The sequence below is a fragment of the Micromonospora sp. NBC_00389 genome (genome assembly GCF_036059255.1).
In the GTDB taxonomy this organism is placed as follows: Bacteria; Actinomycetota; Actinomycetes; order Mycobacteriales; family Micromonosporaceae; genus Micromonospora.
Genome location: NZ_CP107947.1, coordinates 1,254,435 through 1,267,436 on the forward strand (window position 1 = coordinate 1,254,435; position 13,002 = coordinate 1,267,436).

Annotated in this window: 17 protein-coding genes and 1 pseudogene; 5 read left to right on the forward strand and 13 right to left on the reverse strand. The window is 69.7% G+C overall.

Annotation, left to right across the window (positions count from 1 at the left end; genetic code table 11):
- Positions 1 to 42: 42 nt before the first annotated feature.
- The 3 genes and pseudogenes from OG470_RS05900 to OG470_RS05910 form a co-directional block, all read right to left on the reverse strand.
- Entirely contained in the window at positions 43 to 444 is a 402-nt protein-coding gene (locus tag OG470_RS05900; protein WP_328421537.1) for a (2Fe-2S) ferredoxin domain-containing protein, read from the reverse strand.
- Positions 441 to 1,253: an HAD-IC family P-type ATPase gene (locus OG470_RS05905; RefSeq protein ID WP_328421539.1), complete on the reverse strand. Its 813-nt coding sequence runs from the start codon at positions 1,251 to 1,253 to the stop codon at positions 441 to 443. The genes OG470_RS05900 and OG470_RS05905 overlap by 4 nt, the downstream gene beginning before the upstream one ends.
- Before the next feature lie 172 nt (positions 1,254 to 1,425).
- Positions 1,426 to 2,142: pseudogene (locus tag OG470_RS05910) on the reverse strand (HAD-IC family P-type ATPase); the annotation flags it as partial.
- Positions 2,143 to 2,500: 358 nt separating this feature from the next.
- Between OG470_RS05910 and OG470_RS05915 the strand changes: the two are divergent.
- The gene (locus OG470_RS05915; RefSeq protein ID WP_442931050.1) at positions 2,501 to 2,887 is read left to right on the forward strand and encodes an ArsR/SmtB family transcription factor; all 387 of its coding nucleotides are present in this window, start codon (positions 2,501 to 2,503) and stop codon (positions 2,885 to 2,887) included.
- Positions 2,888 to 3,206: 319 nt separating this feature from the next.
- Here OG470_RS05915 and OG470_RS05920 read toward each other — a convergent pair whose 3' ends face one another.
- The 4 genes from OG470_RS05920 to OG470_RS05935 all read right to left on the reverse strand — a co-directional run bounded on the left by OG470_RS05920 (position 3,207) and on the right by OG470_RS05935 (position 5,448).
- Positions 3,207 to 3,881, reverse strand: coding sequence for a DUF305 domain-containing protein (locus tag OG470_RS05920; protein WP_328421541.1), 675 nt, complete (start codon positions 3,879 to 3,881; stop codon positions 3,207 to 3,209).
- A 68-nt stretch (positions 3,882 to 3,949) separates the two neighbouring features.
- A complete protein-coding gene (locus OG470_RS05925) occupies positions 3,950 to 4,405 on the reverse strand; it encodes a hypothetical protein (protein WP_328421543.1) in 456 nt (151 codons plus the stop codon).
- Between the two features lie 147 nt (positions 4,406 to 4,552).
- Positions 4,553 to 5,128 carry a permease prefix domain 1-containing protein gene (locus OG470_RS05930; RefSeq protein WP_328421545.1) on the reverse strand — a complete coding sequence of 192 codons (576 nt, stop codon included), beginning with the start codon at positions 5,126 to 5,128 and terminating at the stop codon, positions 4,553 to 4,555.
- Positions 5,110 to 5,448 carry a PadR family transcriptional regulator gene (locus OG470_RS05935; protein WP_442931051.1) on the reverse strand — a complete coding sequence of 113 codons (339 nt, stop codon included), beginning with the start codon at positions 5,446 to 5,448 and terminating at the stop codon, positions 5,110 to 5,112. Before OG470_RS05935 ends, OG470_RS05930 begins: the two co-directional genes overlap by 19 nt.
- On the opposite strand from OG470_RS05935, the gene OG470_RS05940 reads away from it, so the two are divergent.
- Positions 5,396 to 5,737 carry a hypothetical protein gene (locus OG470_RS05940; RefSeq protein ID WP_328421547.1) on the forward strand — a complete coding sequence of 114 codons (342 nt, stop codon included), beginning with the start codon at positions 5,396 to 5,398 and terminating at the stop codon, positions 5,735 to 5,737. The genes OG470_RS05935 and OG470_RS05940 overlap by 53 nt on opposite strands.
- A gap of 1,146 nt (positions 5,738 to 6,883) precedes the next feature.
- A complete protein-coding gene (locus OG470_RS05945) occupies positions 6,884 to 7,549 on the forward strand; it encodes a hypothetical protein (protein ID WP_328421549.1) in 666 nt (221 codons plus the stop codon).
- 156 nt (positions 7,550 to 7,705) lie between these two features.
- Here OG470_RS05945 and OG470_RS05950 read toward each other — a convergent pair whose 3' ends face one another.
- A complete protein-coding gene (locus tag OG470_RS05950; RefSeq protein WP_328421551.1) occupies positions 7,706 to 7,843 on the reverse strand; it encodes a DUF4184 family protein in 138 nt (45 codons plus the stop codon).
- 97 nt (positions 7,844 to 7,940) lie between these two features.
- Positions 7,941 to 8,660, reverse strand: coding sequence for a DUF4190 domain-containing protein (locus OG470_RS05955; RefSeq protein WP_328421553.1), 720 nt, complete (start codon positions 8,658 to 8,660; stop codon positions 7,941 to 7,943).
- A 58-nt stretch (positions 8,661 to 8,718) separates the two neighbouring features.
- Between OG470_RS05955 and OG470_RS05960 the strand changes: the two genes are divergently transcribed.
- Positions 8,719 to 9,375, forward strand: coding sequence for a hypothetical protein (locus OG470_RS05960; RefSeq protein ID WP_328421555.1), 657 nt, complete (start codon positions 8,719 to 8,721; stop codon positions 9,373 to 9,375).
- A gap of 39 nt (positions 9,376 to 9,414) precedes the next feature.
- Here OG470_RS05960 and OG470_RS05965 read toward each other — a convergent pair whose 3' ends face one another.
- The 3 genes from OG470_RS05965 to OG470_RS05975 all read right to left on the reverse strand — a co-directional run bounded on the left by OG470_RS05965 (position 9,415) and on the right by OG470_RS05975 (position 11,143).
- A complete protein-coding gene (locus OG470_RS05965) occupies positions 9,415 to 10,002 on the reverse strand; it encodes a hypothetical protein (RefSeq protein ID WP_328421557.1) in 588 nt (195 codons plus the stop codon).
- Positions 10,003 to 10,383: 381 nt separating this feature from the next.
- Complete coding sequence (locus OG470_RS05970) at positions 10,384 to 10,842, reverse strand: hypothetical protein (protein WP_328421559.1); 459 nt, start codon at positions 10,840 to 10,842, stop codon at positions 10,384 to 10,386.
- 169 nt (positions 10,843 to 11,011) lie between these two features.
- The gene (locus tag OG470_RS05975) at positions 11,012 to 11,143 is read right to left on the reverse strand and encodes a hypothetical protein (protein ID WP_328421561.1); all 132 of its coding nucleotides are present in this window, start codon (positions 11,141 to 11,143) and stop codon (positions 11,012 to 11,014) included.
- Between the two features lie 382 nt (positions 11,144 to 11,525).
- Between OG470_RS05975 and OG470_RS05980 the strand changes: the two genes are divergently transcribed.
- Entirely contained in the window at positions 11,526 to 11,921 is a 396-nt protein-coding gene (locus tag OG470_RS05980; protein ID WP_328421563.1) for a hypothetical protein, read from the forward strand.
- A 12-nt stretch (positions 11,922 to 11,933) separates the two neighbouring features.
- On the opposite strand, the gene OG470_RS05985 is transcribed toward OG470_RS05980, so the two are convergent.
- Positions 11,934 to 12,389 (reverse strand): hypothetical protein, encoded by a 456-nt coding sequence (locus OG470_RS05985; RefSeq protein WP_328421564.1) that lies wholly within the window; start codon positions 12,387 to 12,389, stop codon positions 11,934 to 11,936.
- Between the last annotated feature and the right edge of the window lie 613 nt (positions 12,390 to 13,002).

Here is a 13,002-nt window from a genome sequence, read left to right on the forward strand (position 1 = left end):
GTCCACGACGACGTCCGGGCACGAGTCGCAGGTCGTTGCCGCCTACCGGTCGAATGCCTGCCTGGCCTTGTGTCGTGCGGTGACGAAGTGCAGGTCGAGGACGGGCGTCGGATCGGCTACGCCGGGCCCGCCGGCGCGTATCCACGTCACGAGGTCCTCGGTGGCCTCGGGGTCGGTGAGCAGGCCGAGCCACACGGGACGGGCACCGGCGGCCCGACCGGCGCCCCCTGGGCTGACGACCATGACGTTGGCGTGGGAGCACATGTCGAGGCAGTCGCTGACCCGGACGGTGGCGGTCCCGGCCAGCTCGCCGTGGAGCTGGGCGAGTTGCCCGGCGTGGTCGAACCCTGGTGTGACGGTAGTGTTTCCGCAGCAACAGCCCCGGCACACGGTCACCGTGCATGGGGTGGCCGCCAGCTTCGCCTGCCCGGCGCGGCGGCTCATCGGCCGTCCCTCGCTCGGCGCCAGGCCCGGGTGTGCAGGAGCCGCAGGCCGTTGAGACCGACGATGACGGTGGAGCCCTCGTGCCCGGCGACACCCAGCGGCAGCGGGAGATGGCCGAACAGGTCCCAGGCGACCAGCACGGCGATGAACGTGCCAGCGATGACAAGGTTGGCGCTCACCAGGCGGCGGGCGCGGCGGGACAGGGCGATGACGGCGGGCAGAGTTGACAGGTCATCGCGGACCAGGACCGCGTCGGCGGTCTGCAGGGCGAGGTCGGAGCCGTTGCGGCCCATCGCCACGCCGGTGTCGGCGGCGGCGAGGGCGGGGGCGTCGTTGACGCCGTCGCCGACCAGCAGGACTCGCCGACCGTCGCGCTGCAGGGCGCGTACCCGCTCGACCTTGTCGGCCGGGAGCAGGTTGGCGTGCACGTCGGTGATGCCGGCCTCGGCGGCGAGCCGGCCCGCCGCGCCGGGGTTGTCACCGGTGAGCAGCGCCGGCGTCGCGCCGGTCAGCGCGGCGAGGGCGGTGACAGTGGCCCGGGCGTGCGGGCGGACCCGGTCGGCCAGCGCGAGGACCCCGGCGGGCACGTCCTCCACGATCACTACCACCGCAGTACGCCCGGCCGCCTGCACGGTGTCGACCAGGGTCCTCCCCTGCGGGTGGATCGGCGCGAGTTCGTCGAGCAGCGCCGGGGAGCCGACCCGCACGCGCCGCCCCTCGACCGTGGCGGTGACGCCCCGGCCGGGCGTGGCGGTGAAGTCGTGGACCGCGGGGACGGTCAGTCCCCGGTCGCGGGCGGTGGCGAGCACGGCGGCGGCCAGGGGATGTTCGCTGGGGTGTTCGGCGGCGGCGGCCAGCCGTAGCAGGGTGTCCTGGTTGTGTCCGCTGCCGTTGATGAGGTGGATCTCCGCGATCCGGGGGGGTGCCCTCGGTGAGGGTGCCGGTCTTGTCGAACGCCACCACGTCGGTGTCGGCGAGCTGCTCCATGACCACGGCGGACTTGATCAGGACGCCGTGCCTCCCGGCGAGGGCGATGGCCGACAGCAGCGGGGGCATGGTGGCCAGTACCACCGCGCACGGCGACGCGACGATCATGAAGGTCATCGCCCGCAGCAGGGTCGGCTGCAGGGCCGCGCCGAACGCCAGCGGGACGGCGAACAGGGCCAGGGTCGCCACGACCACGGCGACGGAGTAGCGCTGTTCGACCCTTTCGATGAACAGTTGGGTGCGGGCCTTGGTCGCCGATGCCTCCTCGACGAGGGCGACGATGCGAGCGATCACCGATTCGGCGGACGGCCGGTGCACCTGGGCGAGCAGCGCGCCGGCACCGTTGACGGTGCCGGCGTACACCTCGTCCCCGGGGTGTTTGGCCACGGGCAGCGGCTCGCCGGTGATGCTGGCCTGGTCGACGTCGCTGGCTCCGTCGACGACCACCGCGTCGGCGCCGATCCGCTCGCCCGGCCGGACCCGGATCACCTGCCCGACGACCAGGTCCGCGGCGGCGATGGTGTCCTCGGTGCCGTCGTCGCGGACCCGGGTGGCCCGCTCGGGGGCGAGGTCGAGCAGCGCGCGGACCGAGTCGGCCGTGCGGGCCGTGGCGAACGCCTCCAGCGCGCCTGAGGTGGCGAAGATGACGATCAGCAGCGCGCCGTCGAAGGCCTGCCCGATGCCGACCGCGCCGAGCGCGGCCACGATCATCAGCAGGTCCACGTCCAGGGTCCTCCCGCGCAGCGCCCGCAGTCCGGCCAGCGCCGGCTCCCACCCGCCGGCCGCATAGCAGGCCAGGTACAACGTCCACCACAGCGGCGCCGGGGCATGCGCGAGCTGCGCGATGCCACCGACGGCGAACAGCACCGTCGCCGCCGCGGCCCAGCGCACCTCAGCGAGGACCCACAGCCGGGCACCCCACCGCCGAGGCGCGTTGGCTGCGGCGGTCGCGGGCTGAGCGGGAGTGGTGTCGGCCGTCAGGGTCACAACGAGCAACCATACCTGCGTGCCTTCGCAGATACACAATCAGCTAGGCAGACAGTCAGCGGGGGAAAGCTAGGCTAGACGGGTGCACACGTCGCTGCCGGACTTCCAGATGCCCAACGACGAGCAGGTCCACCTCGCCGCCGAGGGTTTCCGGCTGCTCGCCGACCCGACCCGCATCAAGATCCTCTGGGCGCTGCTGCAGGGCGAGTCGTCGGTCGCCTGCCTCGCCGACCTGGTGGGCGCTGCCCCCACCGCCGTCAGCCAACACCTGGCCAAGCTCCGCCTGGCCGGCCTGGTCCGCGGACGCAGGGAAGGCACCTTCGTCTACTACTCCGCCGCCGACGTCCACGTCCAGGCCCTGCTCGCCGAGGCCCTGTTCCACGCCGACCACACCGACCGCGACCTACCCGACCACGCCCGCGGTGACCTGCTCCCCCACACCCGTCCCGCCACACACCCGGCGACCTGAGCCGGAGCGCCAATGTCACTCGCCGGACGGCGTCAGGCCTATGGGATCGAGCAGCACCGCGATCGGATCACGGCCCCGAGCGACGGCCGGTTCCAGCAGGTGGCGAGCCCAGCAGCACCACATCCGGTTTGAGGCTGGTCTCCAGCATGTGCCGCAGGGTGTGGGCGATGAGTTCCTTTCGGCTGCTGACAGGACGGGGCTGAGGCGTCCTGGCTGATATCGGCGACGCTTCATGGCAGACCGAGGGATCCGCATGGCGCCTGGCGCACGGCGACGCCGGCCGGGCCCGACAAGGGTCCGGCCGGCGTCTCGTCGGCGGTTAGAGGCGGTCGAGGATCCTCTGCAGGGTTTGCACCTCGGCGGCCTGGTCCGCTTCGATCGTTGCGGCGAGGGCCTTGGCCTCGGCGTTGGAGCCGTCGGTCTGCTCAGTCTTGGCCATATCGATGGCACCCTTGTGATGGGCGATCATCATCTGGGCGAACAGCTTGTCGAATTCCGAACCCATGTCCGCCTTGAGTTTGTTCATCTGCTCCTCACTGGCCATGCCCGCCATCCCGGGAATGCCGGTTTCTGCCGCACTCATGCCTGGCATGGGCGTGCCCATGCCAGGCATGGCGTGGCCTTCCGGGGCGGCGGTGGGCTTGCCCCACCCGGTCAGCCAGCCAGTCATCGTCGAGATCTCCGGATCTTGCGCGGCCTTGATCTTCGCTGCGAGGTCCTTCAGCTCGGCATCGTTGGCACGGGTGGGCGCCAGGTCGGCCATCTCGACCGCTTGGCGGTGGTGCGGGATCATCATTTGGGCGAACATGACGTCGGCGTCGTTGACCGCGCCTGCGCTGGCGTGCGCCGACTCGGAGGCGGTGGCGTTCGGGCTGCGGCCCCCGTGGTCCATGCCGGCCATGTCGTCGTCGGTGCAGGCCGCAGTGGCCAGGAGCAGCGCGGACAGGGTGGCGCCGGTCAGCAGGGCACGACGCAGCACGATGGTGCGCTTCATGAGCAATGCCTTTCAGGTTGACGGTATGCGATGAAGGGTCAGCGGCCGGTCTGACCGGCCGGCGCTTCCTATATCCGCAGCACCGACACCGTGGCGACGTGCAAGCCGAGCAAAGGTACAGAGGGCCCGCGGCCACCACTGCGAATCGTTGGACGTGTCCGGGGAACAGGCCGGTCATTGAGGGATGTCGCGCGCAGCAGCGCCACCCACACGATCAGTCCGAGCGCGCCGAGCACCGCGAGACAGACCGAGAAGACGTCCAGATCCATGCCACCGGCTGGAGTCGGCTCGCCGATCCGCGCAATCAAGTGCTGCTCGTGAGAGCCGTCCTGGCCAGGATCACTGAGCGTGCCATGGGGCACGCTGCCCACCACGATCCCGTGGCCGCTCGCGGCCTGGTGACCGCCATCGCCATGGCCGAAGGTGTGCATTCCGGCGACGCCGAGGGCGAGCAGGACGAGCAGTAGTACCCGCGGCAGGCTGACCAGCCTGCCGCGAGTGCGACGCAACGCGGTCCTGTTCATCCCGATCCAGGATAGTAGGTGGCGTTAGCGTCGGCGGGCGGTCCCGGACGAGCCAGGCACGGCTCGCGGACGATGATCTTGCGGGTCCAGGCGCGTAACGGCAGGCTCAGGATGTCAGGTGGGGAATGTCGACCATGAGAGCGGCCGTCAGTGTCGGGGTGCTCTCGGTAGGGATCGCAGGGTCAGGCCGATGCGGGCCAGGCTGACCGGAACTGCCACGAGCATGGGCCACACCGGGGTTGGGGCGACGAGCAGAGCGGCGGCCACCATCGCCAGGTCCAGGGCGACAAGGCCGAGCCCGCCGGCGTCGCCGAGGCGGGCGCGGCGGTAGCTGCGCCGGCTGGTCGCCGAGAGGATCAACACGGCGACGACGGCCAGCAGCGCTAGGCCGAACACGACTGCGGCGGGAGCGGGAACCCGCCAACTCCAGGCGTCGGCGGCGACGAGGCTGGCGCCCCAGCAGGCACCGACAATCGGACCGGTGGCCAGCAGCACCCGGGCGGTGCGTCGGCTCGGGGACTGCGCGACGAACGCGTCGGTGATCTGGTCGACGCTGCCAAATTCGGCGATGGCGGCGCGGGCCGCGTCCGCCGGTGGCAGCCCGGCGGCGAGGTGGTGCTGCCAGGTCTCGGTCAGCCCGTCGGCGAGTTCGTAGACCGCGTCGGCTGGCAGGCGGCGGGCCAGGACGCCGAGGTGGGCATCGATCAACTGGTGGCTGGCCACGGTCTGGTCTCCAGCAGTGTGGTGATCGCGGTGGCGAACTCGCGCCAGTTGTTGCGGTCGGCGTGCAACCGCCGCGCGCCGGCCGGGGTGAGCTGGTAGGTGCGCCGGCGCCGGCCGTCCACGCTCGACCAGGACCCGGCGATCAGACCGGCGTTTTCCAGGCGGTGCAGGGCCGGGTAGATGGTGCCGGTGGGCAGGTCGAACCGGCCGGCGCTGCCCTCCCGCAGGGCTTCCTTGACCGCGTACCCGTGCCGCGGCGCCGTCTGGGTGGACAGTGACCGGGATGGCGCACGGGACGAGGGCGAGCCGGGCGCCGCCACCGGAAGCATCTACCACATCCTGCTCGAACCGCAGGCAGACGGACAACCAGGTGCCCGCGCCACCGTCAACCCTGACGGCACCTACGTCGCCCAGGCACGGCCGGGCACCTACCGGGTCCAGTTCGCCATACAGGACCCCTACCTCTACATCGACTCGGCCGACTCCGACCTGGTGTCGTACGACAACAACGCGGGTTACACCAAGTACGGCTACAGCGACTGGGTGACGCTCGCGGGTGGCGAGGAGGCCGTGGTCGACGCCGGCGTGGTCTCCAAGTACCTCTCCTGACACGCTCAGCAGCGGGCCCGGGCCCCGGGAATGATCGGGGCTCGGGCTAAGGAACAACGCATGCGGTCGCCGGGTTGGTCCACGGTCCCCGTATCGCAATTACTGAGTGCGCGGCACATGAGCAGCCTCTATACGGCAAGCACGACAGGCCGTTGCCGATTGCTGGCCGCCCACGTTCAGGCACGGCCTCGGCGGGCCACGCGCGGGCCCGCGCTGTCCTACCATGGGCTTCTGGCTGCTCTACCTGGTCCCCCGTCCGGGTAGAGCAGCTTGCGGGTTTCGACCGGCTCACTCGGTGGCCGTGGCATCGGCGTAGCAAAGGGCGAGGGGCGGGTGATCCGACCAGACCGTGTCGACGACGTGCTGGGTTTCGCTAGCGAGCTAGATTCAGCCCCCCGGCACTGGCCGCGCCGAGAGCGGCATGGCAAGGACTTTGGCTGCAGGTCGGCTGCCCAGGCGGCTACAGGAGCGATCCGCCGGCTTGAGGGGTCGAAAATCCGACCTCCGAGGAAATTCCAGAACCCTCATGCGCGCCCCCACCACCGGGCCTGGTCGGCGCTATCTGAGTGTGGCCGGAAGCGGTGCGGGCGGCGGCCATGAAGGCAGCGGCGCGTCGTTCCTTCGCGATCACCCAACCTGAGCGGGCTATCCGCTACGGCGACCCGCTCTAGGATGACCCGACTCCTCGACCCCCAGGCAACCACCACGACTCGGGGACGTGGGAGGTCATGGGGTTCTTCCTGCGGAAATCTTCCACCGGCGTCCGTGTGTCTAGCGCCGGTTGTGGCCGTCGTCAGCCGGTTAGAGCGGGTCCGACCGACGCGGAGGCCGGGCCCGTGTGGAGGGGCCGCCCCGAGCGCGTACGTCGGCGGGATGACGGGGACGCAGCGTCCGTCCAATCGAGGACAACCCCCAAATCTTCGACTCCGAGTTCGACGACGCGGTCATGGATCGGATTACCACGCTCGACCGGAGCCCGGCCGGTCGGCAGGGCGCCGACCCCGGGCACCTTCGGCTACCTGCCGGCCTGACGTAACGCGGCCAGGCGCGGCGACGCCGGTGAACTGGGGCCCCGGGCGGGCCCGGTCCACCTACGGAAGGAAACGCCCCGCGATGCGTCGCCCTGTTGTGCCGATCATTCTGTCGATGCTGGTCGTAGGCGGGCTCGCAGCCTGTGGCGCCGCGGAGCCGGCCGGGGAGCGGTGGCAGGCGGCGGCCCCCGCTTCGCCGACGGCCAAGCCGGCGCCGCCACCGCCTCGACCCGCGCCGAAGAACAAGGAGGAGGCGGGCCGGCAGGCGCGGCTCGCGCTCGCCGACCTGTCGACGTTTCGCCAGGAGACGGCGGAGCACACCAGCGAGAACTCCGACGATTGGCGGCTGCGTTCGCTCTGTCGCGACATCCTGCCCTCGGATCGACTCGCCTCCGCTGGTCGCGAACGCCGCTGGGTGAAGCCGCCGATCTGGATCCGCCAGCACGTCGTCGGCTACCTGACCGTGCCCGGCCGCAAGCTGATCGGCGAGCTGCGACCGGTGTTGAAGACGTGCTGGTCGTATCGGACGGGCGACGGCAGGACCTCAACTATCGTGCCCTGGACCCCAGCTGGGGTGCCGGCGAATCCGGACGTGGTGACCTTCTGCGAGACCCAGCAGACGGACGACGGCCCGCTCAGCCAGTGCACGATCATGATGGCGCGCGGTTCCTACGTGCTCAACCTGGACGCCTCCGACGGCGACGGGAACCTCAAGAAGTCCCAGGCGATGGTCGCCAAGCTCTATCCCCTCGTCACCGAGGCGTTCGTCAAGGCCACCTGACCGGGCATCCCGCGGCTGTTTCGGTGAGCCCAGCCGTGACGTGTCGCCACCGGGCGGCGAGGCCACCGACACCTGGGGCTGTCTGATCTTGATCTTGGGTGTAACCAGTCCGGCGCAACTCCTCCACCGTCGTCACAGCGTGATCTAACCAGCAGGTCAGGCCGCCTGCAGCGGCAGCGGCAGGTAGTAGGGCAGGTCGGGAACCATGCTCCCGAGCACGAGGGCCGACGGCGCCCGCCAGGCTGACCGCGCCAGCGGCAGCACGGCCGCGACGTGACCACCGGTGAACGGCACCTCGTCTCCCTCGCTCGGATGGCTCCTGGTGCACTGTCACCGCTGCCTGGCGATGCACGGGCCGGGCACAGCGGTGTGGCCCTGTCGCTCGGCGGGGTCAGCCGCGTAGGGAGCCGCTGCTCTTGCCGGCGGGATCCATCGCGACGCAGGTGACATTATGGTCGCCTCTCATCCACGCTCGCTGCGTCGGATAGAGAACGAAGAGTTCAAAGGATTCAAAGTCTGCCGTCGGGGCGTAGGACTCGAAACGGTCTTGGCAGCCCTGGTCCGCCTTCTCCAACACGTGCCCCTCGCCCGGCCAGTCCCTTCCGGGCAACGCGAAGGCGGCGAAGACCTCGCCCTCGTGTGGTTGCGCACAGGGAACCGCCGGCAGACTGAGAACGTTGTCGCTGTCTTCGAGGTCGTTGACACAGTCGCCCAGCCGCAACTGCCGGGCGCTCACCGAACCGCCGTCGGTCAGCTCGCCGGCGTCGTCGCGGTCGGCACCCGATGCGATGGCCACCACGATCAGTGCCGCCAGGCCCAGCATCCAGGCCCCAGACAGCGCCAGGCCGGCGATCGCCAGTCCTTTGCCGCGGTAGGGCCGGGTACGCATCTGGACGAGCGCGACGATGCCGAAGATCACGCTGAGCAGGACCCCACCAATGATCCCCAGCACCAGGGAGGCCACCGCGAAGCCGTTCATGCCCGGGTCGGGCATCACCGGCGGGTAGGGCTGGTACTGCGGATACGGCCGGTAAGGAGACCTCCCGTCGCCGGACGGCGCGGACGGGTAAGGCGCCAGCCCGGGTTGACCAGGCGGATCGAGTTGGGCCACGGCCGGGACCATATCAACGGTCTTGGGCCGGAGCAGACCCACTGGGGTGCACTTGAACGTGCTGCTCAAGCTCGGTCGACGTACCCTGCCGACTGGTTGGTGTGGGTATCGTCCGCCAGGTGATCTTCAGGAGAGCCCGTCATTGGCAGGGCTTGCCGTGACGTCGACATTGCGGTGGCCCGTGCTCGCACCGGCGGTCGCGGTCGGTCTGCTGGTGCTCGGCCTGGCGCTCAACGCCGCAACGATGATCTACGACCTTACGCATTGGGACGTGGTCTACTACGTGCCTCCAGCGGAGGCAGCCAACCGGAATGGTCTTGCCGACCTCGGCCTCGAAGTGTTCGACCAACTGGCCTCGGTTCTGTCCGGCCTGGCCGTGGCCGGCCTGCTGCTGTCGATGACGGGGCTCGTGCGCGGCAGGACGTGGGCACATGCAACGACCTGCGTCCTGACCGCCCCATTCGCTCTGTGCTGCGGCCTGGCGTTCATCAAGGGCCGGGGTTCCTTCGCGGGAAACCCAGACGACCCGAACAACATCACGCCTCGGCATACCTCGGCGCCAACCTGGGTCCTCGTTGGTGACGCAATGGGGCCGCTCCTGCTCGTGGGCGCGGCGATCATCGTCTTGATCCTGCTTTTTGTCCCCCCGGTCTACCGACGCTTCTACCCGTTCCGTCAGCAGCGCGACCCGCGAGGATTCCGCAATCACGGATAGCGAGGCGTAGCCGGGCTGCCACCGCCGGCATCTCTTTGGTCAGGAGAGCCGGCGGGAGTGGGCAGCGAGCAACGACCGCAGCGGTGCCAGGCCCGTCGCACCAAGCCCCCGCTTCGGCAGTACGAGCACGGCCCCACCGCGCCGCTCCGATGCAAGCAGGACGAACGACCTATCCGTCTCGACGTGCAGCGGGTACGGAGCCCAACTTGTCGTCGATTGTCCGGCGGCGCTGCTGAGATGCACCCCGGTGTCGGTAACCGTGGCCTGCATGGGCTGGGACAGCGCAGGATTGCCGCGCATGATCTGCCGAACATGAAGCCGGTAGATCCAGCGGGAGCCGCCGAAGAGCCGGCGCAGCAACAGGCTGAACCCAACGGTGACGGGCACCACCAGAACCAACACGACGACGGCACCTATCACAGCGGTGCCTGGCGCCCAATCCCCAGACACCGCAGAGGAAACGAAGATGACGGCGACCAGGCCGACCGTCAGGAGAGTGCTCAGCCACCGCAGATACCAGGGACGCGGAATGCTGCGGTTATGGGCCGCAAAGCCGTCGAGCAGGTCGTCCGAGGTGAGCGTGTAGTGCAGCTGCACGGGGTCGGCCGTGACGTTCTCCGAGGGCATGACGGAGAAGCCTACTCACCGGAAGGCACACCTGTCGCTTGGGCAGGATCCTGTCCGGAGCTTGGCGGATCTCCTCGTCCGGCAGTCGCCAGACTGTCCAGCCTTCCCGACGGGGACAAGGTGAAGCGCCTCACCAGCCGAACGACCTTGGCCCCGTCCGGGAAGGCTGGTAGCCCTTGTGGTGCCCGGCGAGGGAATCCGCCCAGCATCGCAGGCCGCGGTGGATGCGTTCCGGCACGAGTACAACACCGACCGGCCGCACCAGTCCCTGGAAATGGCGTTCCCTGCCGACCGGTCTCACACTGCTCCCCCGCGCTCCGTCGACCTTTTGCGGACTAGATCCGGATCGCTCGCGTCACAAAGATGGCCCGTGCTCTCGTCTTACCGGAGCGGATAAGGCCAAGCGTTGTCCCAGCTTGCCCAGATATCAGCGTCGTCGGCTGACTCGACACCCGTTGCCACCAACAGCGAGATGACAGCGACCAGGCGGGTGAAGACCACCGCCGAGGAGCCGTACAAGCCCTCGCCTATTCCTCTGATGACCAGACCCGTAGCAAGGTCGCGACCTGCGGCGTGAAGGGCCTCGGCGTACTCCGGCTCGGTCAGCCCGAGCGTGACTTGATCAGATGGAACGGACAGCGCAACGGGCATCGGAATGAGGTCAATCTGGACGCCCGGAGAGTCGGCAGCACGCGCCATTAGCAGGCCGTACGACGACGCGTGCCCCAGTCGGCCCCGGTACTCAACGTCGACGACGTCAACCTCGGCCGGCACCGGACCGTCGTCGCCAGTCCATGCGATCAGCATGAAAAACTCCCGCCGCCCAAACTCCCTGAGCATGGGCCGCACGGTAGTGGAATGTCATAAGCCTGGCGGCTCTGGGATTAGAAGAAGATCATGGCGGACTGGTAGGGAAGCCGCGGTGCTGGTCAGACCGTCCGCCGCTGTCGGGCAACGTCGGCGTTGGTTGGCGTCCTGGGCTGTACGGATGGCTTTACAGCCATGCCCGCTACAAGGCGGCCGCTCGCGGGCCCGTGAACTCGTCGCCCTGAGGGTCGTAGAGGACCAGGCCGTGCCGCTGCGTCAGGTCCAGGATGGCCTCGACTGCCTCCGTGCCGTGTGCCGACCAGGTGATGTTCATCGAGACGTGATCGATCCCACGGCGAGTGAGTAGACATCCATGGCGAGTCAGGGGGCAACGGCGGCTCGTCCGGATACCGCGTCCGGAGTTCCCGGTAGAAGGCGACGATCCGCTCATCGAGATCGCCGTCGCGGTGCTGTCCGCTGGTGCAGTGATCGAGCATGGCCCTGGCCTCCGGGCGGATCCTCCGGCGGCGGGCCGGTGCGGTGCGGACCGCCGCGCACCGCTGGGCTGCGGCGGCTCGCCGGTCTGATCGAGCGTAACGACTTGAACCAGCCACCCGCCGCGCCCGAGCGCACGATGCCGCCGGTGCAGCGCGACGACCAGCGCCGGCAGGCGCCGCACGCCGAACCGGCGGATGGTTGACGTGAGGGGATTCAGGATGAGTTTCCGCCGGTCCGACCGGCCCGCCGACCGCGCCGAGGCCGATCGGCTCCTGGATGGAGCGCGCGCCGCCGCGACAACGGGACCGAGCGTCGCCCCGACCGACCGGCTCGCCGGACTGCTCGCCGCAGCGGCATCCCCGGGTCGCCCGGAGGAGCTGGCCGGGGAGCAGGCCGCGCTGGCGGCATTCCGGGCGGCCCGCGCTGCCCCGGCGCCGGCAACCACCCGGGTCCCGGGCCGCCGCCGGCTCACCGCGGGCGCCCTGGCCTGCCTTTCCGTGTTCGAGCCGTACACGATGGGATACCAGGCCGGATGTGACCACGTGGTTGATCTGAGCGGGCTGGAACGCGAAGGCCGCTCCCAATCGACGGGAGCGGCCTTCCAGCCGGGATGAGCTGAGCAGATGTCAGACGGTCGGGGCGGGCGCGCGTCGCCGGCTGACCGTTCGCACCAGGATGATGACCCAGGCCACGGCCGCGATCACGCTCGCGAGGACGAACCCCGTCAGCAGCAGCCAGGTGGACCCACCCGCCGTGGCGAAGACGCCGTTGCGTGCACCGGTGTCGCGCACCGGGACGGTGTCGCCTGCCGCCAGCCCGTCGGGCTCGTCGTAGAGGATGACGTCGGTCCGCTGGCCACCATTCTCGGTAGCGGCGAAGTCGCCGTACCAGGTGCAGCTGCGCCGCCCACAGTCCTCGCGGACCGCGGTGAAGGTGCCCGGCGTACCCTGGCCGGCCTTCGCCTGCCATGCCGGAACCAGATCGAATGCGCCGAACATCAGCCCCGCGATGGCGATGACGGGCAGGCCGATCCAGACGAAAATCTTGGTCCGCCACTCGCTGATCTTGTTGGAGGTAGCCATGAGGGCGGAGGCTAGCGGGTCCCGTGGGAGCCGCGCTACCCCGAATGGCGCCCGGCGAGACCGTGCCCTCCGCGGGTTGCAGGCCTGCGCCGACGCTGCTAGGTGGATGTTGCCGTCTTACGAGATTAAGTTGGTGACCTGACGACCCGGACCTACTGATCTCCGTCCCCATCCGCAACGGCCTGCGCTGAGCCGACCCCGACGGCCCCGGGAAGCCGGCATCCAGCTGCGGATCGGTGTTACCTCTCGGGGCCCCGGGTAGACGCAGGGCGCCCCCGCCATGAACACGAACCGCGCCGTGGCCGAAAGCGGTAGCGGGGTGAGGGGGTGCAGGGAACGACTCATCGCATCCCGAGGAGGAAAGATGAGCACGCAGGCTGCATCCACCAGGCAACAGCAACCCACGGCACCATCACAGCCCTCAGCCGACCGGCCGAGGCTCACGACGCGTGCCGGCCCGCCAGCGAGCGCCTCGCCGACATGCCAGAGTTCAGGACGACCGAGACGATCGGGACCAGGACCACGATCACGGCGCGCCGGGGCCAGCCGTCTTCAGGCGGAAGTCAGCAGCGAGTCAGCAAAGGCTGCACCACGTGACGACGACGGGTAGGAG